The organism is Actinocorallia sp. B10E7 (assembly GCF_039871655.1).
Classification (GTDB): domain Bacteria; phylum Actinomycetota; class Actinomycetes; order Streptosporangiales; family Streptosporangiaceae; genus Actinocorallia.
The window spans coordinates 38,895-61,522 of the sequence record NZ_JBDPLZ010000013.1; the positions used below are offsets into that span (position 1 = coordinate 38,895).

Genomic DNA, 22,628 nt, shown 5'->3' on the forward strand with positions numbered 1-22,628 from the left:
GAAGATTGGTCCACCCATGGTCTTCCCTTGACTACCCGTGAGTAACCGAACCCACCGGCCTGGAGCCCGGAACCGGTTGGCTAGGCTTGCCTGCCGGAGCGGACCGCCGTGATTACCGCACGTGCGGTCATCACCACCCGTCGATCCCTCAAAGGACGTCTCCTCGTGGACCTGTTCGAACATCAGGCGAAGGAACTCTTCGCCGAATACGGCGTACCGGTGCCCACCGGCAAGGTCGCCCGCACCGCGGCAGAGGCCCGGACCTACGCGGAAGAACTCTTCGCGGCCGGCAGCAAGAAGGTCGTCATCAAGGCCCAGGTCAAGACCGGTGGCCGCGGCAAGGCCGGCGGCGTCAAGCTCGCCGACACCGCCGACGAGGCCGAAGCCCTCGCGAACCAGATCCTCGGCATGGACATCAAGGGCCACACGGTCCACAAGGTCCTGGTCGAGGAGGGCAGCGCGATCGCGCAGGAGTTCTACTTCTCCTTCCTGCTGGACCGCGCGAACCGCACCTACCTCAGCATCTGCACCGTCGAGGGCGGCGTGGAGATCGAAGAGGTGCCGCACGACAAGCTGGCCATGATCTCGATCGACCCGCTGGCCGGCGTGGACGAGGCCAAGGCGCGCGAGATCGCCCTCGCCGGCCGTCTCCCGGAGGCCGCCGTGGACGGCGCCACCGACATCATCGCCAAGCTGTGGACCGTCTTCACCAAGGAAGACGCCACGCTGGTCGAGGTCAACCCGCTGATCCTCACCGCCGATGGCCAGGTCAAGGCCCTCGACGGCAAGGTCTCGCTGGACGAGAACGCCTCCTTCCGTCAGCCGCGCCAGGCGCAGCTGGAGGACAAGGCCGCGGCCGACCCGCTGGAGGCCAAGGCCAAGGAGAAGGACCTCAACTACGTGAAGCTCGACGGCAACGTCGGCATCATCGGCAACGGCGCGGGCCTGGTCATGTCCACCCTCGACGTCGTCGCCTACGCCGGTGAGGAGTTCCCGGGCTCGCCGAAGCCGGCCAACTTCCTCGACATCGGCGGCGGCGCGTCCGCCGAGGTCATGGCCGCCGGCCTGGAGATCATCCTCTCCGACCCCTCGGTCAAGTCGATCTTCGTCAACGTCTTCGGCGGCATCACCGCCTGTGACGCGGTCGCCAACGGCATCGTCTCCGCCTACGAGCTGCTGGCCTCGCGCGGCGAGACCGTCGACCGCCCGCTGGTCGTCCGGCTCGACGGCAACAACGCCGAGCTCGGCCGCCAGATCCTCAACGACGCCGCGCTCAAGGGCGTCGAGCAGGTCGAAACCATGGACGACGCGGCTCGCCGCGCCGCCGAACTCGCCGCGGTAGGTGCGTAATGGCCATCTGGCTCACTGAGAACAGCAAGATCATCGTCCAGGGCATCACCGGTGGCGAGGGCTCCAAGCACTCCGCCCGGATGCTGCGCTCCGGCGCCCAGGTCGTCGGCGGTGTCAACGCCCGCAAGGCCGGCACCACCATCACCCTCGAGGGCAAGGACCTGCCGGTCTTCGGCACCGTGGCCGAGGCCATCGAGGCCACCGGCGCGGACGTGTCCGTGGTCTTCGTCCCGCCGAAGTTCACCAAGGACGCCGTGGTCGAGGCGATCGACGCCGAGATCCCGCTGGCCGTGGTGATCACCGAGGGCGTGCCGGTGCAGGACTCCGCCGAGTTCTGGGCGCACGCCATCGCCAAGGGCAACAAGACCCGCATCATCGGCCCGAACTGCCCCGGCATCGCCTCCCCCGGCAAGTCCAACGCCGGCATCATCCCCGCCGACATCACCCCCGGCGGCCGCATCGGCCTGGTGTCCAAGTCCGGCACCCTGACCTACCAGATGATGTTCGAGCTGCGCGACTTCGGCTTCTCGACCTGCGTCGGCATCGGCGGTGACCCGATCATCGGCACCACCCACATCGACGCCCTGCAGGCCTTCCAGGACGACCCCGAGACCGACGCGATCGTCATGATCGGCGAGATCGGCGGCGACGCGGAGGAACGCGCGGCGGCCTACATCGAGAAGAACATCACCAAGCCGGTGGTGGGCTACGTCGCGGGCTTCACCGCCCCCGAGGGCAAGACCATGGGCCACGCCGGAGCCATCGTGTCCGGCTCCTCCGGTACCGCCCAGGCCAAGAAGGAAGCGCTGGAGAAGGTCGGCGTCCGGGTCGGCAAGACCCCGAGCGAGACCGCCCGCCTCATGCGCGAGGTCATGAAGAACCTCTGACGACGTCGTCCGGGGGCGACCCCGGGCCATCGTGCGGGAACACCGATCGTTTCGCCGCGGTCGGTTGTTCCCGGTTCTTCCCCGGTCCGCCTCCCCCTCGCGGGGGAGGCGGTCTTTCTTTTCGTGGAAAATCAGGATTCGCGGGTTTCTCGGAGTTTGTCGGTGTGAACGCGACACGCCGGACGGGCAGGGGCGAGGGGCCCGGCGGGAGTGCCAGCATGACGGCATGAGCAACGTCGAGCAGCCCTCCGGGAAACGCAGGCTCCGGGTCGTCCGGGACACCGACTCGCCGGAGACCCTCGCCGTCGAGGCCGAGGAGCCCGGGGCGCCGGAGGAGGAGGCCGCCCCGCGCGACGAGACCGAGGAACGCCCGGTGCGGGGGAGCGGAGGGCCCGCACGGCCGCTCGCGGTCACCGGCATGGTCGCCGCCGCCTGGTGCGTGGGGCTCGGGCTCACCGTCCTGACGACGATCACGCTCGTGGGCTGGGTCGCCGCGCCCCGCACCACGCTCGGACCCGGACTGCCCGGGGTGTTCCGCACCGCCGTCAACTTCTGGCTGGTGGCCCACCACGCGGGCTTCTCCACGTCCGGCGGCCGGGTCGGGCTGCTGCCGCTGGGGCTGATCCTGCTGCCCGCCGGGCTGCTCTACCGGGGCGGCGGCTGGATCATCCGGGCCGCGGAGCAGCGGTACCGGCGGCGGATCGGCGTGGTCCAGGTCTCCCTGCTGCTGGCCGCGCCCTACGCGACGTTCGCCGTGATGCTGGCGCTGATCGCCCGCACCCCCAGCCTGCAGCCCTCACCCTGGCAGGGGTTCCTGGCCTGCTTCTCGCTGGCCCTGGTGGCCGGGGGCCTGGGCGCGGCCCGCGCCATCTCGGCGTCCCGGGGGCGGGTGCGCTCGGGCGTGGGGGCGCTGCTGCGGCTGCTGCCCGACCGCCCCAGGTCCGTGGTGACGGGAGTGCTCGGCGCGCTGGCCGTGCTGACCGCCGCGGGCGCGGTCCTGGTGGGCGGCTCCCTGGCCTACCACCACGAGGAGGCCGCCGACGTCTACCGGATGCTCGCGCCCGACCTCGTCGGCGGGGTGCTGCTGATGTTCGTGGAGATCGCCTACCTGCCGAACGCCGTCATCTGGGGCATGTCCTTCGCGATCGGACCCGGCTTCTCGGTGGGGGCGGGCACCAGCGTCTCGCCCACCGGGGTGTTCCTGAGCGCGCTGCCGTCCTTCCCGCTGCTGGCCGCGCTGCCCGAGCCCGGGCCCGCCCCGCTGGTCTCGCTCTTCGCCCTGCTCGCCCCCTTCCTGGCCGGAGCGGTCGGCGGGGCGCTGACCGTGCGGTCCTTCCCCAGCGCGGTCTACGAGGCGGCCCCGCTGTGGGGTTTCCTGTCGGGGGTGCTGACCGGCGGTGTGATGACGATCCTGGCGGCGTTGTCCGGCGGCCCGCTGGGCGGCCACCGCATGGCCACCATGGGGCCTTCGGCCTGGCAGATCGGGCTGCTGGCCGCCCTCGAGGTGGGCCTGGCCGCCGCCTGCTCGGCCTGGCTGGTCAACTGGTGGATGTTCCGGGAGCGCCGCCCCCGCGGGGCGAAGCGCGGAAGCGAGCCCGAGGCCGATCCGTACGAGGCCGCCTACGAGGCGGACGGCGAGGGCGTCTACGACGTCGACCGGGCGGAGGAGACCCGGCCGGACCGGGAGAGCCCGGTCCCGCCGGCGCGCTCCGCCGACCCCGTCTCGTTCGTGGACCCCGAGCCCGTCCTGCGGAAGCGGGACTGAACCGGCGGGAGGCGGCTCAGAGCAGGTCGCCGTACTCGTTCAGGCTGCCCCGGGGCATGTTGAGCCGGTCCTCCATCCTGGGCAGCCAGGTGTCCTTGCAGGCCTGCTCGTCGGTGTTGGTGTTGGCCGTGAGCAGGCACTCCTGGTAGCCGCTCAGCTCGGTCCACAGGAAGGCCGTCATGGCCAGGATCATCGTGGAGAACAGGGCGCCGACCAGGCCCATGAGGAGGCCGGCGACGGCGCCGGGGGTGGGGCCGGTCGCCTTGCGGCGGGCCTTGACCGCCACCACCACGGCGGCGACCCCGGCGATCACCCCGGCGGGGGCGAAGAAGAGCGTCAACAGCAGGGCGCCGAGGCCGAGCCACAGAGCGCGAAGTCCGGACCGGTCGAGGGTGGCCGGGCTCTGCTCTTTCACCGATTTCCTCCAGGTCGTCTCGGCGGTGCCGTCACGGTACCGGGCGCTGTGATCCGCGACCGGTGCTGCCGATAGGCTGCTACCGGCGGAAACATCCGCCGAAGGTTCCAGGGGGTGCCCCTGGGCCGTCATTATCTTCCTTCAGGAGAGTTCCGGTGACCGCCCGGCTTGTCGTTCTCGTCTCCGGTGCGGGGACGAATCTCCAGGCGCTGCTCGAGGCATGCGCGGACCCAGCTTATGGTGCCCAGGTCATTGCCGTGGGCGCGGATCGTCCCGACATAGCGGGATTGGCCCGTGCGGAGGCGGCTGGAGTGCCCACTTTCGTGGAGCAGGTCAGGGACCATCCGACCAGGGAGGCCTGGGACGAGGCGCTGACCGGGGCCGTCGCCGAGCACCGGCCCGACCTGGTGGTCTCCGCCGGGTTCATGAAGATCCTCGGTCCCCGGTTCCTCGACCGGTTCACCGTCGTCAACACCCACCCGGCGCTGCTGCCGGCCTTCCCCGGCGCGCACGCCGTCCGCGACGCCCTGGCCTACGGGGTGAAGGTCACCGGCTGCACCGTGCACTTCGTGGACTCCGGAGTGGACACCGGGCCGATCATCGCCCAGGAGACGGTCCCCGTGCACTGGCACGACGACGAGGACTCGCTGCACGAGCGGATCAAGGAGGTCGAGCGTCGGCTGTTCATCGACGTCATCGGCCGCCTCACGCGGGACGGCTGGACCGTCCGCGACGACCGCCACGTCTCCCTGAAGTGCAAGACCTGCAAGCCCGAATGAGGACCGAGAGGCCCGAATCCGAGGCCGACGGCGAACGAGAGAAGGGAACTGTCCGGTGAGCCGGATCGCAATCAAGCGTGCTCTGGTCAGCGTCTACGACAAGACGGGACTGGAGGAGCTGGCGCGGGGCCTGGACGCGGCCGGCGTCCAGATCGTCTCGACCGGCTCGACCGCGGCGCGCATCGCCGCCGCCGGAGTGCCGGTGCTGAAGGTCGAGGAGCTGACCGGCTTCCCCGAGTGCCTGGACGGCCGGGTCAAGACCCTGCACCCCAAGGTCCACGCGGGAATCCTCGCCGACCGGCGGCTGCCCGACCACGTCCGGCAGCTCCAGGAGCTGGACGTCGAGCCCTTCGACCTGGTGGTCGTCAACCTGTACCCGTTCACCCGGACGGTCGCCTCCGGCGCCGCTCCGGACGAGTGCGTCGAGCAGATCGACATCGGCGGCCCCACGATGGTGCGCGCCGCCGCCAAGAACCACCCGTCCGTGGCCGTCGTCACGTCCCCGGACGCCTACGGCGCGGTGCTCGCGGCCGTCCATGAGGGCGGTTTCACGCTGGAGCAGCGGCAGCGCCTGGCCGGTGAGGCGTTCGCGCACACCGCCGCCTACGACGTGGCCGTCGCCTCCTGGTTCGCCAACTTCTATGCCCCTGACGAGACCGCCAAGGACACCGGCTGGCCGGAGTTCACCGGCTCCACCCACGGCCGCAAGGCGGTGCTGCGCTACGGCGAGAACCCGCACCAGCGCGCCGCTCTGTACACGGACGGCACGGGCGGCCTGGCCGAGGCGGAGCAGCTGCACGGCAAGGAGATGTCGTACAACAACTACGTCGACACCGACGCCGCGCGCCGCAGCGCCTACGACTTCGACGAGCCCGCCGTCGCGATCATCAAGCACGCCAACCCGTGCGGCATCGCCGTCGGCGCGGACATCGCCGAGGCGCACCGCAAGGCCCACGCCTGCGACCCCGTCTCGGCCTACGGCGGCGTGATCGCGGCCAACCGCCCGGTGACCGCGGAGATGGCGCGGCAGATCGCCGACGTCTTCACCGAGGTCGTGGTGGCCCCCGGCTTCGAGGACGAGGCGCTGGAGATCCTCCGGGCCAAGAAGAACATCCGGCTGCTCGTCGCCGAGGACCTGGTCCGCGAGCCGCGCACCGAGCTGCGCGCGATCAGCGGCGGTCTGCTGCTGCAGGGCTCGGACCTGGTGAACGAGCCCGGTGACAGCGCGGCCGGCTGGGAGCTGAAGGCCGGTCCCGCCGCCTCCGCCGAGGTGCTGGCCGACCTGGAGTTCGCCTGGAAGGCCTGCCGCTCGGTCAAGTCCAACGCGATCCTGCTGGCCTCCGGCGGCGCCTCCGTCGGGGTGGGCATGGGCCAGGTCAACCGCGTCGACTCCTGCCAGCTCGCGGTGAACCGCGCGGGCGAGCGGGCGGTGGGCTCGGTGGCGGCGTCGGACGCCTTCTTCCCCTTCGCCGACGGTCCCGAGGTGCTCATCGCGGGCGGCGTCAAGGCGATCGTGGAGCCGGGCGGCTCGATCCGCGACGACGAGGTCATCGCCGCATGCGAGAAGGCCGGCATCACCCTCTACTTCACTGGGAACCGACACTTCTTCCACTAGAGTGGTCAAAAGGGAGCGCCTTCGGCTGAGCCGGGGGCGTTTCCGCTGATCATGGGCCTTTTCATGGAGGGGCGCTGGTAGGCTCCGGGTGATTTCTTCCCCAAGCACCCTTGACCTGGAGTCTCCGTGGAGTTCTTGATGAGTGCCGTGCTGGAGAACTCCGGCACCCTGGCCGAAGGGCGTCAGCTGATCGGGCTGGCCGCGGGGGCGTTCGCCGCCATGCTCGCCGCCAACGGAGGCTGGAAGCTCACGGACTGGGTGATGACGCGCCGCGAAGGCGCCCGCTGACCCGTCCGGGCGGTCTCCAGACCACCCGGCACGTCCCCTCCGGCCCGCACTGGAACAATGGGGACGACAAAGGTGGAGAGAAAGCGGTGTCGATGAGCGCACGGATTCTGGACGGCAAGGCCACGGCGGCGGAGATCAAGAAGGACCTCCAGCGGCGGGTCGCCGCGCTGAAGGACCGGGGGGTCACGGTCGGGCTCGGGACCGTCCTGGTCGGCGACGACCCGGGCAGCCACGCCTACGTGGGCATGAAGCACCGCGACTGCGCCGAGGTCGGCATCACCTCGATCCGCCGGGACCTGCCGGCCGACGCCACACAGGAGCAGGTCGAGCAGGCCGTCGCCGAACTCAACGCCGACCCCGCCTGCACCGGGTACATCGTCCAGCTCCCGCTGCCCAGGGGTCTGGACGAGCAGCGGGTACTGGAACTCATCGACCCGGCGAAGGACGCGGACGGGCTGCACCCGGTCAACCTCGGCCGGCTGGTGATGATGAAGGAGGCACCGCTCCCCTGCACGCCCAAGGGCATCGTCGCCCTGCTGCGGCGCTACGAGGTGCCGCTGGACGGAGCGGAGGTCGTGGTCATCGGCCGCGGCCTGACCGTCGGCCGCCCGCTCGGCCTGCTGCTCACCCGCCGCAGCGAGAACTCCACGGTGACGCTGTGCCACACCGGCACCCGCGACCTGGTCCGCCACACCCGGCGGGCCGACATCATCGTGGCCGCCGCCGGCGTCCCGGGGCTGATCACCGCCGACATGGTCAAGCCCGGCGCGGCCGTGCTCGACGTCGGGGTCTCCCGGGTCGACGGAAAGCTCGCCGGAGACGTCTCCTTCGCCGTCTCCGAGGTCGCGGGCTGGGTCGCTCCCAACCCCGGCGGGGTGGGCCCCATGACCCGCGCGATGCTCATGGTGAACGTCGTGGAGTCCGCGGAGGCGTCGGCCGCCGCGGGCTGAGGTGCTTCGGTGCCTCGTTCCGCCCAGCCGGCCCCGCTGCCGGCCGGGCTCCGGTCAGACGGCCTCGGCTAAGCGAGGATCGTCTGACCGCCTTCGGGGGTCTGGGGGGCGCCCCCCAGACCGCACTGCATATCCGTCGGGTTTCGCTGTCCCGCACTGCCCCGTGCGGGTCCTCCTCAGCTGGCCCGGCGGGAGACGGGGGTCCGCGCGGCGATGCCCGGACGGCGCGGCTCCGGGGGTAGGGGCACGGTGCGCTGTGCCTGCGGCGGTACCGTGACCGTCGGCAGGGGGCGGACCAGGCCCATGGCGATGACCTCGTTGGCCAGACGGGTGCGGCGGTTGATGCCCTCAGGGATACGGAACTTCTGGTAGAGGCGAAGCAGGTGCTGCTTCACCGCCGCCTCCGTCACGACCAGCTCGGTCGCGATGTCCCTGGCCGTCGCGGGGGCGACGAACGCCGCGTCCGACAGGGCCGGACGGCACAGGGCCGTCAGCACGTCGATCTCGCGGCGGGTGAGTTCGGGCGCCACGGCCCGGCGGAGTTCGACCTCCGGATCCACCTCCTCACGGGGGATGCCCCCCAGCCTGCCCCGGGCGGACCCGAAGCTGATCACGTCTCCGTCTTCGAGGACCCTGCGGGCGATCGGACGTCCGTTGACCCTGGTGCCGTTGCGCGACAGGCCCATGTCCACGACATAGACGTACGGTCCCCGCCGCACCAGTTCCGCGTGCAGCCGGGAGACGCTCGGGTCCTCCAGGCGGATGTCCACCCCCTTTCCTCGGCCGACCGTCGTGACGTCGGGACGTAGCGGTATGACCGCGCCGCTGTCCTCGATCCGTATGAACGGCCCCTCCACTGTGGTTCCTCCCACTCAGTCAGTGACCCCTGCCGTCGGAGTTACCCGGCGTTGACACGGTCACACCCACCTACTGGTGGGTAGAACTTTCAATGGAGCTGGGTTTGGGATGACACGGATAAACTCGCGGAGTGATGACAGCGGAGCGCCAGGGACGGCACGGGGGACGGCTCGGAGGGCATGTGCCTTACGTGCTTGTTCTTCTGGGGGTTCTGGGAGGTCTCTTCACCTCCTGGCAGAACTTTCGGACGGGCGCCTACATCATGGCCGCGTCGATGTTGTGCGGCGCGGCGTGCAGAGCCTTCCTGCCCGAGGGGAGACTGGGATTCCTCGTCACCCGCAAGAAGATGACGGACATCACGGTCATGGCCTCGTTGGGGCTCGGTCTGGCGATCTTTGCCTGGACCGCCCGTGGCGGGTAAGTGAGAACTTTGTCAACTATCGAAAACGTGGGGTGCAGGTCTAGACCTCTGACACCCCTTCGATACCCTCCCCATGAGCCTTACAAGGGACCGCAGGGGCGAGGAAAGGGAAGCCACCAGCCATGCCCAAGATCAAAGTAGAGGGACCGGTCGTCGAGCTCGACGGCGACGAGATGACCCGGATCATCTGGCAGTTCATCAAGGACCAGCTGATCCTGCCTTACCTCGACGTCGACCTGAAGTACTACGACCTCAGCATCCAGAACCGGGATGCCACGGACGACCAGGTCACCGTCGACTCCGCCAACGCCATCAAGCAGTACGGCGTCGGCGTCAAGTGCGCGACCATCACCCCCGACGAAGCGCGCGTCGAAGAGTTCGGGCTGAAGAAGATGTGGCGTTCCCCCAATGGAACGATCCGCAACATCCTCGGTGGCGTCGTGTTCCGCGAGCCGATCGTCGTCCAGACGATCCCGCGTCTGGTGCCCGGTTGGACCAAGCCGATCATCATCGGCCGCCACGCCCACGGCGACCAGTACCGCGCCACCGACTTCGTGGTCCCCGGCCCCGGCACCGTGACCATCTCCTACGTGCCCGAGGACGGCTCGGAGCCGATGGAGTTCGAGGTCGCCAAGTTCACCGGCGGCGGCGTCGCCATGGGCATGTACAACTTCGACGACTCGATCCGGGACTTCGCCCGCGCCACCATGCGCTACGCCCTGGACCGCAAGTTCCCGCTGTACATGTCCACGAAGAACACGATCCTCAAGGCCTACGACGGCCGCTTCAAGGACATCTTCCAGGAGATCTTCGACGCCGAGTTCAAGGCCGACTTCGACGCCGCCGGCATCACCTACGAGCACCGCCTGATCGACGACATGGTCGCCGCGGCGCTCAAGTGGGACGGCGGCTTCGTCTGGGCGACCAAGAACTACGACGGCGACGTCCAGTCCGACATCGTCGCGCAGGGCTTCGGCTCGCTGGGCCTGATGACCTCCGTGCTGATGACCCCCGACGGCCGGACCGTCGAGGCCGAGGCGGCGCACGGCACCGTGACCCGGCACTACCGCCAGCACCAGCAGGGCAAGCCCACCTCCACCAACCCGATCGCGTCGATCTTCGCGTGGACCCGCGGCCTGGCGCACCGGGGCAAGCTGGACGGCACCCCCGAGGTCAGCGCCTTCGCCCAGAAGCTCGAAGAGGTCTGCGTCGAGACCGTCGAGAACGGTCAGATGACCAAGGACCTGGCGCTGCTCGTCGGTGAGGGGACCCCGTGGCTGACCACGGAGGAGTTCCTCCACGCCCTCGACGTCAACCTGCAGAAGAAGATCGGTCAGTAATGGCGCGGTAACATGGCGTAGTTGTTTGTTGTCCCCGCACGTGCGGGGAAGAAGCCGCGCACCTCACGGGGGTGCGCGGCTTCTCGCGTGTGCTGGGACGATAGCCTGAGAGGCGCAGTATCTCGATACCGAGAGATCCCGCCCTTCTTGGAGTGAGCGAATGACCCGCACCCCTGTCAACGTCACCGTCACCGGCGCGGCCGGCCAGATCGGCTACGCCCTGCTGTTCCGCATCGCGTCCGGCCAGCTGCTGGGCGCCGACGTACCGGTGAAGCTGCGGCTGCTGGAGATTCCCCAGGCGGTCAAGGCCGCCGAGGGCACCGCGATGGAGCTGGACGACTGCGCGTTCCCGCTGCTCGCCGGGATCGACATCTTCGACAACCCGACCGACGGGTTCGCCGGCGCGAACGTGGCGCTGCTGGTGGGCGCCCGCCCCCGCACCAAGGGCATGGAGCGCGGCGACCTGCTGTCGGCCAACGGCGGGATCTTCGGTCCGCAGGGCAAGGCGATCAACGACGGCGCCGCGGACGACATCCGCGTCCTGGTCGTCGGCAACCCGGCCAACACCAACGCCCTGATCGCCTCCGCGGCGGCCCCGGACGTCCCGGCCGAGCGGTTCACCGCGATGACCCGCCTCGACCACAACCGGGCGCTCTCGCAGCTCGCCGCCAAGACCGGCACCACGGTCTCCGACATCAAGAAGCTGACGATCTGGGGCAACCACTCCGCCACCCAGTACCCGGACATCTTCCACGCCGAGGTCGCCGGCAAGAACGCCGCCGAGGTCGTGAACGACGAGGCGTGGCTGGCCGACACCTTCATCCCGACCGTCGCCAAGCGCGGCGCGGCGATCATCGAAGCCCGTGGCGCCTCCTCGGCCGCCTCCGCCGCCAACGCCGCCATCGACCACGTCCACGACTGGGTCAACGGCACCCCCGAGGGCGACTGGACCTCCGCCGCCATCCCGTCGGACGGCTCCTACGGCGTGCCCGAGGGCATCATCTCCTCCTTCCCGGTCGTCTCGAAGGACGGCAAGTGGGAGATCGTCCAGGGCCTGGACGTCAACGAGTTCTCCCGCACCCGCATCGACGCCTCGGTCGCCGAGCTGATCGAGGAGCGCGACGCCGTCAAGGAGCTCGGCCTCATCTGAGCCTGGTGGAGGAAGCCCCTGGAACCCCGGGTTCCAGGGGCTTCCTTCATGCGGGGGAGCCCTCGCCGCCCTTCCCGAGCTGTTTCCGGTGGCGGTAGAGGTCCCGGAGGACGCCTATCTCGGCGGACTGGCGGATGAACTCGTCGAGGACGTGGAGGACGAGGTCGGTGCCCGAATGCTCGGCGTAGGGGCCGAAGACGGGACCGACGGGGAGTGCCCAGCGTTCGTCCTCGAATTCTTCGAGCTTCTCCCGCCAGTAGTCCTGGTAGGTGTATTCGAGGTATCTGGCCGAAGCCGCGGCCGAGGGCGGGACCGCCACCTCGTCGAGGGCGACCGACCCGTCGAAGAAGAGCCGGTCCCCGAACCCGATGAACGTCAGCCCGAGATGCCCGATCCGCCACGCGATCGTGGTGAACGGCATCGGGTCCGGCGGCGTCCCGTCGCCGCTCGGGAAACCTCCGGCCCCGTCGATCGCCCACCGGCCGTCCGGGCTCTGCCGCACCGACCAGGCTCCGTCCACGGGCTCCCAGAAGTACTCCTCGTCGCCCAGCCCGTCCAGCCGTCTGAGAAACCGCGCCCATCCCCGGTCGAACACGTCGACGATCGACCGCTCCGCTCTGTCCATCAGCCCCTCCGACCCCCGGTTCCGTCTCCGGGCATGTACCCGTTTCCGGCCTTCCGGTGCGCCTCGCGGGCCGGGGCTCAGCCTTCCCGTTCTCCCGCCAGGTCCAGGAGATGTTCGTCGGAGTCCGGCGGGCCGATGAGGGACAGGGCCAGGGGGAGGCCGTCGACGGTGGCGGCGGGCAGGCTCAGCGCGGGGGCGCCCGCCACGGAGGCCAGGCAGGTGAAGGGGAGGATGCGGGTGCGGTCGCCGGGTTCGGCCAGGGGCGGGGGCGTCAGGGGGGCGGTGGGGACGGCCAGGACGCCGTGGCGCAGGCGGGAGCGGAGCAGGGCCGCGGTCCGGTCGAGGACGGTTCGGGCCTCGGCGGCCTCGGCGGGGGTGATCTTCGCGGCGCGGGCGAAGCGGGAGGCCACGCCGGGGCCGAACCGGGGGGACTCGCGGGTGATCCATTCGCCGTGGGCCGCCCACGCTTCGAAGCCCTGGACGGTGCTGAAGGCGGCGACGGTCTGCGACCACGTGTCCGGGTGCCGGAAGAGCGGAGTGCGGTCGGTCTTGAGGAGCGACCGCAGTTCCGTGAGGACGGGGGACAGGGCGGCTTTGAGCTCGGGGGGGACGGGGTGCCACAGGTCGTCCGGCAGGAGGAGCCAGAGGGGGGCGGGGTGTTCGGGACGCGGGTCCAGGAGCGCTCCGGCGGCGAGGCGCAGGGTGCCGAGGGTGCGGGTGAGCAGGCCGGGGACGTCGAAGGACGGGGCGAGCGGGACGCAGCCGTCGCGGGGGACGCGGGAGTGGGTGGGGCGCAGGCCGTGGAGGCCGGTGAAGGCGGCGGGGACGCGGCAGGAGCCGGCCGTGTCGGTGCCGAGGCCGATGTCGGCCAGGCCGGAGGCGACGGCCGAGGCGGATCCGCTGGAGGAGCCGCCGGTCAGATGGCCGGGGGCGGCGGGGTTGCGGGGCGAGCCGTAGTGGTGGTTGGTGCCGGCGAGGCTGTAGGCGAGCTCGTCGGTGTGGGTCTTGCCGGAGAGGGAGGCGCCCGCTTCGCGGAGGCGGGTGACGACCGCGGCGTCCCGGTCGGGCACGGGGTGGGTGTCGAGCCAGCGGGGGTTGCCCGCGCCGGTGGGGAGGCCGGCCACGTCGATGACGTCCTTGACCACGAAACTCAGCCCGGCGAGAGGGCCGGGGACGGGAGGCTCGTCAGGGGCGAGGGAGAGCCAAGGGATCATCGGGTCGATTTCCTGCACGGCATCATTCTCGCCGTTCTCGTGCGGTACGGGGCCAACGAACGGCAAGGAACGGAGTGTCACGATCGCCGGTACCCACGGTGATCGGTAGCCTGCCCGCCGTGATCGCGGAGTGGAGGGTGTCGGATGCGGCGGGGCGGACGGGTCGGTGCGGTGCTGGTCGCGGTGGTGCTGGGCGGGGTGCTGTCGGGGTCGGCGCGGGCTGAGAGGGCCTCGCTGGGGTTGCGGGTCGAGGCCCGGCCGCAGGGCGCGGTGCGGCCCGGAGGGCTCCTGGACTACCGGATCGAGGTGCGCAATCCAGGGGGGTCCCGGGTGTCCGGGGCACGGATGACGGTGCGCAAGCCGAGGGGCGTGTCGGTCATCGGCCTGGCGCGGGGCTGCCGGGAGCTGGACGGGAGGGTGGTGTGCGCTCTGGGCGCGCTGCCGCCGCACGGGCACCGGGACGTCACCATCTGGGGGATCGTCGATCCCGGTGCGCGGGGGCGGCAGCTGCTGGTCGCGCGGGCCGGAGGGGCCAGCGCCCGGTCGGTGGTGCGGGTCCGGCCGGGCACCGACCTGGCGGTCCGGCTTCGTCCGGCGGGGAGGGTGGTGGCCGGGCGCGGGTTCGTCCTGCGGGTCCGGGTCGTCAACCGGGGTCCGCGGAGGGCGCGCGGCGTGTGGCTGGCGGCGGGGAACGAGAGCGGCCGGGCCGAGCGGCGGATCGGCGTGCTGGAGCCGGGCGGGTCGGCGTGGCGGAGCTTCTTCCTGAAGGCTCCGGCGGGGTCGGGGAGGACCGAGGTCTACGCGACGGTCGGCGCCGACCTCACGGGGGACATCCGCCCGGAAAACAATTCCGCTATTACTACGATTCGATCCATTCGCCGATGATTCCTTCCAAGGCGGCTCGCGGGCAGTGATCATGCGTTACTGTTTTGCACCTCCTAGGGTCGACTGAGGGAGTTTGGTGTGCTGCGTACCGCCGGAAGAGTTCTGATCGTCACCGGACTGGTGCTGGGAACGGTCCTCCCGGGGTCGGTCGCACAGGCGGCGCCGGTCGCGCCGCAGGGGACGGTTCCAGGCCTGGACGTCAGCGAGTGGCAGGGCCCCAACGTCAACTGGAAGAAGATCGCCGACGACGGCGCCAAGTTCGTCATCATCCGCGCGACGCGGGGCGTCAGCCCCGTCGACGGCGACCCGAACGCCTACGTCGACAAGCACTTCGCGGTCAACCGCGAGGGCGCGCGCGCCAACGGCCTGCTCCAGGGCGCCTACCACTTCGCCTCGCCGCACAGGTCGGACGGCGCGAGCCAGGCGGACTTCTTCGTCAACAACGGCGGCGGCTGGGTGCGCGACGGCAAGAGCCTGCCGGGCGCGCTGGACATGGAGCGGGACCCGTACGCCGACCTGCCCAAGGTCAACGGCGTGCGCCAGGACTGCTACAACCTGACGCCCCAGCAGATGATCGACTGGATGAGGAGCTTCAGCCGCCAGTACTTCGTCCGCACCGGCCGCTACCCGATGATCTACACCAACCAGTCGTGGTGGAAGAACTGCACGTCCTCCGAGCAGGAGCCGAACGGAACCGCGGCCTTCAACCTCACCAATCCGCTCTGGGTGGCGAACTACAAGGAGAAGGTGACGGCGCCCGCCATGCCCGGCGGCTTCGACAAATACACCTTCTGGCAGTTCTGGAACGGCAACGACAAGCCGAAGTTCCCCGGTGACCAGAACCTTTTCCCCGGCACGTACCAGCAACTCGTCGCGTTCGCGAAGAAGGCCGACAAGCCCGTCGCGTACGTCGGGGTGAAGGGCAAGGCGAGCAAGCTGCGGCGCGGCAGGAACGCCACCTACACGATCCTCGTCGGCAACGGCGGTCCCGACGCCAGCGGCAAGGTGACGGTGTACGTCAAGCTGCCCAAGGGCGTGAAGCACCGGAAGATCTGGACGAAGGCGTGCAAGCGCACGTCCTACGGCCTCAAGTGCGTGTGGCCGAACCTCAAGGACGACCAGCTCATCAAGTTCAACTACGGGGTGAAGGTCACCAGGAGCCTCGCGGTCGGGGCCAAGCCCGTCCTGAAGATCTCGGTGAGCGCCCCGGGCGTGCTCGACCCCTACAAGAAGAACAACACCGCGAAGGTGAAGGCGACCGTCACCAGGTAGTGCCGAGGAACGGGAAGGCCCGGGCGGGGCGCCAGACCTCGTCCTGGCCGTGTTCGGACAGCCAGAACTCGTTCACCTCGAAGGTGGCGTGGAAGTCGTAGTACTCCTTGAACATCCGGTCCAGCCGCGCGTCGTCGAGGTGGTGGCCGATGGTCACGTGCGGGTGGTAGGGGAACATGAGCTCCCGGTCCAGCGGGGGCCTGCGCAGCTTCTCCTGCAGCAGCCCGCACGGGCCGATGCCCTCGGCGAGGGCGATGAACACCACGGGGGTGACCGGCCGGAAGGTGCCGGTGCCGCGCAGCCGGATCCGGAACGGCGCGGTCGTCGCGGCCACCCGGGTCAGGTGGTCCTCGATGACGGGCAGCTCCTCGTCCGTCACCGGGGTCGGCGGGACCAGCGTGACGTGCGGGGGGACCTTCGAGGCCAGCGGGTCTCCGTAGGCCTCCCGCGCGCGCTGCAGGACTCCCGCGTGGGGTTCGGGGATGCTGATCGAGACCCCGATGATCAGATCAGTCACCGCGCCCGAGCAACCCGGCGCGCTCCCGGACGACGGCCATGGTCGCCGCCGCGACCTCGGCGGCCCGGTCGGCGCCCTTCGCCAGGATCCGGTCGAGTTCGGCCGGGTCGTTCATCAACTCCAGGGTGCGTTCCCTGATCGGGCCGAAGGTCTCCAGCGCCGCCTCGGCCAGCTCCTTCTTCAGCTGGCCGTAGCCGGCCCCTGCGAAGTGCGCCTCGAGGTCGGCGATCGGGGTGCCGTTCAGTGCGGAGAGGATGGTCAGGAGGTTGGAGACGCCGGGCTTGTTCTCCGGGTCGTACCTGATCTCGGTGCCGGTGTCGGTGACCGCGCGCATGATCTTCTTGCGCAGCGGGCCCGGCTCGTCCAGCACGTTGATGATGCCCTGCGGGGAGGAGGAGGACTTCGACATCTTGCGCTCCGGCTCCTGCAGGTCGGTGATCTTGGCGACCGACTTGAGGATGTAGGAGTTGGGCTCGACGAAGGTGGGCCCGAACCGGTGGTTGAACCGGCCCGCCAGGGTGCGGGTGAGCTCCAGGTGCTGGCGCTGGTCCTCGCCGACCGGGACCTGGAAGTCCTTCGCGCCGATCTCGGGGGTGTAGAGCAGGATGTCGGCGGCCTGCAGGATCGGGTAGGTGAACAGGCCGACGCTCGCGGCCGCCGTCCCCTGCTTGGCGGACTTGTCCTTGAACTGGGTCATCCGGGACGCCTCGCCGTAGCCGGTCAGGCAGCTGAGCACCCACTGCAGCTCGGCGTGCTCGAAGACGTGGCTCTGCACGAAGAGCGTGCAGCGGTCGGGGTCGAGCCCGGACGCCAGGAGCTGGGCGGCCGAGACCCGGGTGCGGTGGAGCAGCACCTGGGGGTCGTACTCGGCGGTCATCGCGTGCAGGTTCGCCAGGAAGTAGAAGGCCTCGTGGGTGTCCTGCAGCGGCACCCACTGGCGGACGGCGCCCAGGTAGTTGCCCAGGTGGAAGGAGTCGGCCGTCGGCTGGATGCCGGACAGTACCCGGGGGCGAGTCTGCTCAGTCAACTGTCTTCTTCCTCCGCCTTCGCCAGGGCCGCTACCACTTCGATTCTCCCAGATCAGCACGGGGCCGCGCGCCCGCGGACGGCACATGCCCGAGCGCCGCCGTCAGGAAACCCTCGCTCATGTCATAGGAACGTGTGATCAGGGGGTGTCCGTCACATCGTATTGGTCGCGGACACCGCCCCATGAGTTCTCCGGCGAGGTCCGGAATCGGGTTCCGGCCACCGTGTGGTTAGGCTTCATGCCCAGGAGTGATCTCGGGGGGACGGCGGGAGAACGCGCCATGGTCCATGTGACGCCTCCCCATGCCGAAGGGTCGGGAATGTGAAGCTGCTGGTCACCGGCGGAGCGGGATACGTCGGCAGCGTGGTCGCCGCGCTGCTGATCGAGGCGGGGCACGAGGTCGTCGTGCTGGACGACCTGTCGGTCGGGCACAGGGACGCGGTGCCGGACGGCGCCCGGTTCGTCCAGGGAAGTCTGCGGGAGGCGGCCCTGGAGACGCTGGGCGAGGGGGGCTTCGAGGCGGTGCTGCACTTCGCCGCCAAGTCCCAGGTGGGCGAGTCGGTCCGGCATCCGGAGCTGTACTGGGACCGCAACCTCGGGGAGTCCCTCGCGCTGTTCGACGCCATGCGCCGAAGCGGGGTGGGCAGGATCGTCTTCTCGTCCACGGCCGCCGTGTACGGGGAGCCGGAGTCCACGCCGATCCTGGAGACGGACCCCGCCCGGCCCACCAACCCGTACGGGGAGACGAAGCTCGCCATCGACGTGACGCTCACCGAGTACGCGCGGCTGTACGGGTTCGCCGGGGTGTCGCTGCGGTACTTCAACGTCGCGGGCTCCTACGGGCGTTACGGCGAGCGGCACCTGGTCGAGACGCACCTCGTCCCGAACGTGCTGAAGGTGCCGTCCGGGGAAGCCGAGCACGCCAGTGTCTTCGGCGAGGACTACCCCACGGCGGACGGCACCTGCGTCCGCGACTTCATCCACGTGGTCGACCTCGGCAAGGCGCACCTGCTGGCCCTGGAGGCCGCGACGCCCGGGGAGCACAAGATCTACAACCTGGGCAGCGGCAGCGGGTACTCCGTGCGGCAGGTCGTCGAGGTCTGCCGGGAGGTCACCGGCCACCCGATCCCCGCGGTGGCCGGACCGCGCCGGCCGGGCGACCCCGCGGTGCTCATCGCCTCCTCGGAGAAGATCCAGAAGGAGCTGGGCTGGCGGGTGGAGCGGGACCTCACCGAGATGGTCCGGGACGCATGGGAGTTCGCGCGGCGATGAACGGGACGACGCGGGGAACCTGGCACGCGCCCGGTCGGGTCAACCTGATCGGGGAGCACACCGACTACAACGAGGGCCTCGTCCTGCCCTTCGCGCTGGCCCAGGGCATCACGGTGGAGGGCGAGCGCAGGGACGACGGCCTGCTGGAGCTGCACTCGGGCGGGCAGCGGGAAGCGGTGGAGCTGGAAGGGCTGGCGCCGGGGAAGGTCAAGGGCTGGGCGGCCTACCCGGCGGGGGTCGCCGGCGCGCTGGCCGAGGCCGGGTACCTCGTCGGCGGCGCGACCCTGCGCTTCGCCTCCGACCTGCCGTCGGGCGCGGGCCTGTCGTCCTCGGCCGCGCTGGAGTGCGCGACGGCCCTGGCGCTGACCGACCTGTACGAGGTGAAGGCCGACCGCAGGGACCTCGTGCGGGTGGCGCAGCGGGCGGAGAACGCCTACGCGGGGGTGCCCTCGGGCATCCTCGACCAGTCGGCGTCCCTGCTGTGCGAGGCCGACCACGCGCTCTTGCTGGACTGCCGCTCCGGGATGTCCTCCCGGGTCCCGCTGAACCTGGGCGACCACCGCGTCCTCGTCATCGACACCGGCGTCCGGCACTCCCTGGACGACGGCCGCTACGCCGAACGCCGGGCGGAGTGCGAGGAGGCGGCGAGGCTGCTGGGCGTCCCGGCCCTGCGCGACGTCAAGGACCTGGCCGGTTCCCTGTCCCTGCTGGTCGATCCGGTGCTGCGCAGGCGCGTCCAGCACGTCGTCACCGAGAACCACCGGGTGGAGGCCACGGTCGGCCTGCTCAGGGCCGGCGCCGTCCCCGAGATGGGCGCGATGCTCACCGCCTCCCACCTGTCGCTGCGCGACCTCTACCAGGTCTCGTGGCCGCAGGCCGACGTGGCGGTGGAGGCCGCGGTCAAGGGCGGGGCGCGGGGCGGCCGGATGATCGGCGGTGGTTTCGGCGGCTCTGTCATCGTCCTGGCGCACCGGGAGCGGCTCCCCGCCGTCAGACAGGCCGTCGACGCCGCCTACGCCGCTCGTTCGTGGCGTCCGCCCGCCTACCTGGAGGCGGTGCCCTCGCCGGGGGCGTCCCGCCTGTCCTGAGCCCGCTCAGGCCGCGTCGGGCTCGGGGTTGAGGGGAGTGTCGGTGCGTTCGATGGGGCCGAGCGTGGCGGTCCAGGCCACGACGAGGAAGGTCATCCTGGACAGCAGGTTCATCCAGATGAGCACGCCGACGAGGACGGCGAACGAGGCGTAGATCGGGTTGCCGGCGACGTAGCCGAAGAGGAAGGCCGCAGCCGTCTTGAGGATCTCGAAGCCGACGGCGGCGACCAGGGCGCCCTTGCCGACGTGCTTGTGCGGGGCGTTGGTGCCCGACATGCGGGTGAACACCATCAGGAAGATCACCGTGTTGCACAGCAGGGCGACCGCCACGGAGGCGACGCGGAGGCTGAGCCAGGCCCAGACGGAGTCGGCCAGGCCCAGCTGCTCGACGGTGAAACTGGTCATGCGGACGGCGATCGTGGTGGCGGCGACCGAGACGATCAGCATGATGCCGAGGAAGCCCAGGACGGCCAGGTCGCGGAGCTTGAGCAGGAAGAAGTTGCCGGCGCTGCGCGGCGCGCGCCCCCACAGGACGCGGATCGACTCGCGCAGGTTGGCGGCCCAGCCCAGCCCGGCCCAGCTCAGGCCGATCAGGGCGATGACGCCCGCGCCGACCCTGGCCTTGGCGATCTGCTCGACGCCCAGCTGGGAGGCCAGGCCGGGCAGGTAGTCGTCCAGGGACTGGATCAGGTAGTCGCGGAAGGTCTCGCTGAAGTACACGACGTAGCCCAGGAGCGCGTAGCCGAGGGCGAGCATCGGGAAGAAGGCGAGGAACGCGTAGAAGGTCAGGGCCGCGGCGAGCTGATCCCCGTTCTCGCCGTCGTATCGCTGGACAGTCCGGACGAGATGGTCGAACCAAGGGCGTTTCGTGCGTAGGCTCCGTAGTCTGGTGGCGGTCTTCTGCTGGAGGGCCTCGAAACGCTGCACCACCGGTTCGGTCAGCCGGGTCACGAGTGGACTGTATCCGCCTGACCGGCCCGCCCGGTGACGTTCCGGGATCGGACACGGGACACGAAAGGGCGGTGGGGCATGGCGACGCCCTCCGGAGCGCCGGCCATGACGGCGCCCTCCGTCGTGCCCGCCCCCCTCCAGACGGTGCGGACGGGCACCGTGACGATGGCCGCGGGGCTGGTCCTGCTGGGACTGTCGGGCGGCGTCTACCTCGCCGTCTCCGCCCGGGCGGTGGGCCCGGTCGCCTTCGCCTCCCTCTCCACGCTCTGGACCCTGGTCTACACGTTCGGGATCGGCGCCTTCCTGCCGTTCGAGCAGGAGCTGGGACGGGCGTTCGCGGCCCGCTCGGCCCGGGGCGTCGGCACGGGTCCGCTGGTGGGCAAGGTCGCGCTGGCCTCCGCCGGGGTCCTGGCCGTGCTGCTGGCGGCGGGCCTCCTGCTGTCGCCCCTGCTGGTCTCCGGCCTCTTCTCCGGCGGCTGGACCCCGATGTGGGTGTTCGCCCTGGCCCTGGCCGTGATGGCCGCCGGGTACGTGACGCGCGGGGTCTACGCGGGCGCCTCGCGGTTCGGCTGGTACTCGGCGCAGATGGGCGTGGAAGGCGTCGTGCGCATGGCCGTCTGCGCCGCGCTGCTCGGGCTGGGCGTCCACGCCGCCGCGCCCTACCTGTGGCTGCTGGCGCTGGCCCCGCTGGCGGCGCTGCCGCTGACCCTGCCGGGACTGCGCGGGGCGCTGCGCCCCGGCCCGCCCGCCTCCTGGTCGGAGCTGTCGGCCAACCTCGGCTGGCTGCTGCTGGCCGGGGTGGCGGCCCAGGCGGTGGCCAACGCGGCGCTGGTCGTGCTCCAGCCTCTGTCCGGCCGCGACGGCACCGCCGGACGGTTCCTCGCCGCCTTCGTCATCGCCCGGATCCCGCTGTTCCTGTTCCAGGGGGTGCAGGCGGTGCTCCTTCCCGGCCTGGCGGGGGCGCTCGCCGCGGGTGACCACGAGGCGTTCCGCGCCAAGCTCCGCGGCGTGCTGGCCGCGACCGTCGCGGTCGCGTCCTGCGGGGTGCTGGCCGCGACCGTCGCCGGGCCACGGCTGGTGGGCCTGGCCTTCGGCGACGGGTTCGACCTGGGCCGCGGCCACCTGGTGGTGCTGGCCTCCGCGACCGGCCTCTACATGCTGGCCCAGGTCTTCCAAGCCGGGCTGGTCGCGCTGCGCAGGCACCGCGAGAACGCGTTGTGCTGGAGTGCCGCCTTCGGCGTCTTCGCGGCGGTGTGCCTGGTGCCGTTGCCCGCCCTCGTCCGGGTGGAGGCGGCGCTGACGCTCTCGTGCGCGGCGGCGGCCGTCCTGCTGGCGGCACGGCTGATGACGCACCGGATACGGGACCGCCTCGCCGACGGCGAGAGGTGAAGACGGATCCGGGATAAGGACCTCGCCTCCCTCCGGAACGCGCTAACGTCATGACGTAGCGAATCCGGGGGGATGCTCACAGTGACGAGGCCGCCGAAGGCGCCGAAGACGAAGAGGCAGGCGCTCCTACCGTTCGGAGCCGGAGTGGTGGCGGCGGCCGCGGTGTGTGCGCTGGTCGCGTCCCTGCCGGACCCGCGGCGGGAGGCGGTGCGCTCCGGCGTGTCCGAATCCCCGCGGAAGCCTTCGCCGGAGGCCTCCCCGGGCACGGCCGCGCGGCCCCCCGTCACCGACGTGCGCGTGACGGTCACCGGCCGCACCGTGCGCATCCACAACCGGGGCCCGCACGGCACCGGCCCCATCACCCTCGACCTGCGCCCCCGCGAAGGGCGCCTCCACGCCTCCTGCGACCGGACGGGCTGCTCCTGGCCCGACCTGCGGTCCGGCGAGAGCGTCGAGGTCAGGCTCCGGGGCAGGGGCCGGGGAAGGGTGGAGGTGCACACCACCGTCCCCGACCGCAGGCCCGGCGACAACGAGGTGCGGCTGCTGCTGCGCCGCTGACGGCGCGGGCCG

The 22,628-nt window shown here is 70.8% G+C and carries 23 protein-coding genes; 16 read left to right on the forward strand and 7 right to left on the reverse strand.

The window, feature by feature from the left end; genetic code table 11:
* Positions 1–165 precede the first annotated feature (165 nt).
* The 3 genes from sucC (at position 166) to ABGB12_RS31165 (ending at position 4,002) form a co-directional block, all read left to right on the forward strand.
* Positions 166–1,350: an ADP-forming succinate--CoA ligase subunit beta gene (gene sucC / locus ABGB12_RS31155; RefSeq protein WP_347683441.1), complete on the forward strand. Its 1,185-nt coding sequence runs from the start codon at positions 166–168 to the stop codon at positions 1,348–1,350.
* Positions 1,350–2,237 (forward strand): succinate--CoA ligase subunit alpha, encoded by an 888-nt coding sequence (gene sucD / locus ABGB12_RS31160; protein WP_347683443.1) that lies wholly within the window; start codon positions 1,350–1,352, stop codon positions 2,235–2,237. Before sucC ends, sucD begins: the two co-directional genes overlap by 1 nt.
* A 226-nt stretch (positions 2,238–2,463) precedes the next feature.
* Positions 2,464–4,002 (forward strand): DUF6350 family protein, encoded by a 1,539-nt coding sequence (locus tag ABGB12_RS31165; RefSeq protein ID WP_347683445.1) that lies wholly within the window; start codon positions 2,464–2,466, stop codon positions 4,000–4,002.
* A 16-nt stretch (positions 4,003–4,018) separates the two neighbouring features.
* On the opposite strand, the gene ABGB12_RS31170 is transcribed toward ABGB12_RS31165, so the two are convergent.
* On the reverse strand, positions 4,019–4,417 hold the full coding sequence (locus ABGB12_RS31170) for a hypothetical protein (RefSeq protein WP_347683447.1): 399 nt from the start codon (positions 4,415–4,417) through the stop codon (positions 4,019–4,021).
* A 155-nt stretch (positions 4,418–4,572) separates the two neighbouring features.
* Between ABGB12_RS31170 and purN the strand changes: the two genes are divergently transcribed.
* From purN to ABGB12_RS31190, 4 genes are all read left to right on the forward strand, one after another.
* The gene (gene purN, locus ABGB12_RS31175) at positions 4,573–5,196 is read left to right on the forward strand and encodes a phosphoribosylglycinamide formyltransferase (RefSeq protein WP_347683449.1); all 624 of its coding nucleotides are present in this window, start codon (positions 4,573–4,575) and stop codon (positions 5,194–5,196) included.
* A gap of 55 nt (positions 5,197–5,251) precedes the next feature.
* Positions 5,252–6,811, forward strand: coding sequence for a bifunctional phosphoribosylaminoimidazolecarboxamide formyltransferase/IMP cyclohydrolase (purH, locus tag ABGB12_RS31180; RefSeq protein WP_347683451.1), 1,560 nt, complete (start codon positions 5,252–5,254; stop codon positions 6,809–6,811).
* Positions 6,812–6,949: 138 nt separating this feature from the next.
* Positions 6,950–7,099, forward strand: a complete 150-nt coding sequence (locus ABGB12_RS31185) for a hypothetical protein (RefSeq protein ID WP_347683453.1) — start codon at positions 6,950–6,952, stop codon at positions 7,097–7,099.
* Between the two features lie 92 nt (positions 7,100–7,191).
* On the forward strand, positions 7,192–8,049 hold the full coding sequence (locus tag ABGB12_RS31190; RefSeq protein WP_347683455.1) for a bifunctional methylenetetrahydrofolate dehydrogenase/methenyltetrahydrofolate cyclohydrolase: 858 nt from the start codon (positions 7,192–7,194) through the stop codon (positions 8,047–8,049).
* Positions 8,050–8,225: 176 nt separating this feature from the next.
* On the opposite strand, the gene ABGB12_RS31195 is transcribed toward ABGB12_RS31190, so the two are convergent.
* Positions 8,226–8,906 carry an FHA domain-containing protein gene (locus tag ABGB12_RS31195; RefSeq protein WP_347683457.1) on the reverse strand — a complete coding sequence of 227 codons (681 nt, stop codon included), beginning with the start codon at positions 8,904–8,906 and terminating at the stop codon, positions 8,226–8,228.
* A 182-nt stretch (positions 8,907–9,088) separates the two neighbouring features.
* Here ABGB12_RS31195 and ABGB12_RS31200 point away from each other — a divergent pair, with 182 nt between their 5' ends.
* The 3 genes from ABGB12_RS31200 (at position 9,089) to ABGB12_RS31210 (ending at position 11,818) form a co-directional block, all read left to right on the forward strand.
* Positions 9,089–9,328, forward strand: coding sequence for a DUF3017 domain-containing protein (locus ABGB12_RS31200; protein ID WP_347683459.1), 240 nt, complete (start codon positions 9,089–9,091; stop codon positions 9,326–9,328).
* Between the two features lie 122 nt (positions 9,329–9,450).
* Positions 9,451–10,668 (forward strand): NADP-dependent isocitrate dehydrogenase, encoded by a 1,218-nt coding sequence (locus ABGB12_RS31205; RefSeq protein ID WP_347683461.1) that lies wholly within the window; start codon positions 9,451–9,453, stop codon positions 10,666–10,668.
* Positions 10,669–10,828: 160 nt separating this feature from the next.
* Entirely contained in the window at positions 10,829–11,818 is a 990-nt protein-coding gene (locus ABGB12_RS31210; protein ID WP_347683463.1) for a malate dehydrogenase, read from the forward strand.
* Between the two features lie 46 nt (positions 11,819–11,864).
* On the opposite strand, the gene ABGB12_RS31215 is transcribed toward ABGB12_RS31210, so the two are convergent.
* Both ABGB12_RS31215 and ABGB12_RS31220 read right to left on the reverse strand, forming a co-directional pair.
* Positions 11,865–12,443: a DinB family protein gene (locus ABGB12_RS31215; RefSeq protein ID WP_347683465.1), complete on the reverse strand. Its 579-nt coding sequence runs from the start codon at positions 12,441–12,443 to the stop codon at positions 11,865–11,867.
* A 77-nt stretch (positions 12,444–12,520) separates the two neighbouring features.
* A complete protein-coding gene (locus tag ABGB12_RS31220) occupies positions 12,521–13,675 on the reverse strand; it encodes an amidase (protein WP_347683467.1) in 1,155 nt (384 codons plus the stop codon).
* Positions 13,676–13,801: 126 nt separating this feature from the next.
* Here ABGB12_RS31220 and ABGB12_RS31225 point away from each other — a divergent pair, with 126 nt between their 5' ends.
* The gene (locus ABGB12_RS31225) at positions 13,802–14,542 is read left to right on the forward strand and encodes a hypothetical protein (RefSeq protein ID WP_347683469.1); all 741 of its coding nucleotides are present in this window, start codon (positions 13,802–13,804) and stop codon (positions 14,540–14,542) included.
* Positions 14,543–14,620: 78 nt separating this feature from the next.
* On the forward strand, positions 14,621–15,814 hold the full coding sequence (locus ABGB12_RS31230; RefSeq protein ID WP_347683471.1) for a GH25 family lysozyme: 1,194 nt from the start codon (positions 14,621–14,623) through the stop codon (positions 15,812–15,814).
* On the opposite strand, the gene ABGB12_RS31235 is transcribed toward ABGB12_RS31230, so the two are convergent.
* Complete coding sequence (locus ABGB12_RS31235; RefSeq protein WP_347683473.1) at positions 15,804–16,331, reverse strand: 2'-5' RNA ligase family protein; 528 nt, start codon at positions 16,329–16,331, stop codon at positions 15,804–15,806. The two genes, ABGB12_RS31230 and ABGB12_RS31235, sit on opposite strands and share 11 nt — an antisense overlap.
* Positions 16,324–17,358 carry a tryptophan--tRNA ligase gene (gene trpS / locus ABGB12_RS31240; protein WP_347683475.1) on the reverse strand — a complete coding sequence of 345 codons (1,035 nt, stop codon included), beginning with the start codon at positions 17,356–17,358 and terminating at the stop codon, positions 16,324–16,326. The genes ABGB12_RS31235 and trpS overlap by 8 nt, the downstream gene beginning before the upstream one ends.
* A 321-nt stretch (positions 17,359–17,679) precedes the next feature.
* Between trpS and galE the strand changes: the two genes are divergently transcribed.
* Both galE and galK read left to right on the forward strand, forming a co-directional pair.
* The gene (galE, locus tag ABGB12_RS31245; RefSeq protein WP_347683477.1) at positions 17,680–18,630 is read left to right on the forward strand and encodes a UDP-glucose 4-epimerase GalE; all 951 of its coding nucleotides are present in this window, start codon (positions 17,680–17,682) and stop codon (positions 18,628–18,630) included.
* Positions 18,627–19,718, forward strand: a complete 1,092-nt coding sequence (gene galK, locus ABGB12_RS31250; RefSeq protein WP_347683479.1) for a galactokinase — start codon at positions 18,627–18,629, stop codon at positions 19,716–19,718. The genes galE and galK overlap by 4 nt, the downstream gene beginning before the upstream one ends.
* Positions 19,719–19,724: 6 nt before the next feature.
* Here the strand turns inward: galK and ABGB12_RS31255 are convergent, their stop codons facing one another.
* Positions 19,725–20,669, reverse strand: coding sequence for a YhjD/YihY/BrkB family envelope integrity protein (locus ABGB12_RS31255; RefSeq protein WP_347683481.1), 945 nt, complete (start codon positions 20,667–20,669; stop codon positions 19,725–19,727).
* Positions 20,670–20,774: 105 nt separating this feature from the next.
* Between ABGB12_RS31255 and ABGB12_RS31260 the strand changes: the two genes are divergently transcribed.
* Both ABGB12_RS31260 and ABGB12_RS31265 read left to right on the forward strand, forming a co-directional pair.
* Positions 20,775–22,058 (forward strand): hypothetical protein, encoded by a 1,284-nt coding sequence (locus tag ABGB12_RS31260; protein ID WP_347683483.1) that lies wholly within the window; start codon positions 20,775–20,777, stop codon positions 22,056–22,058.
* An 81-nt stretch (positions 22,059–22,139) separates the two neighbouring features.
* Positions 22,140–22,616, forward strand: coding sequence for a hypothetical protein (locus ABGB12_RS31265; RefSeq protein WP_347683485.1), 477 nt, complete (start codon positions 22,140–22,142; stop codon positions 22,614–22,616).
* Positions 22,617–22,628: the final 12 nt, after the last annotated feature.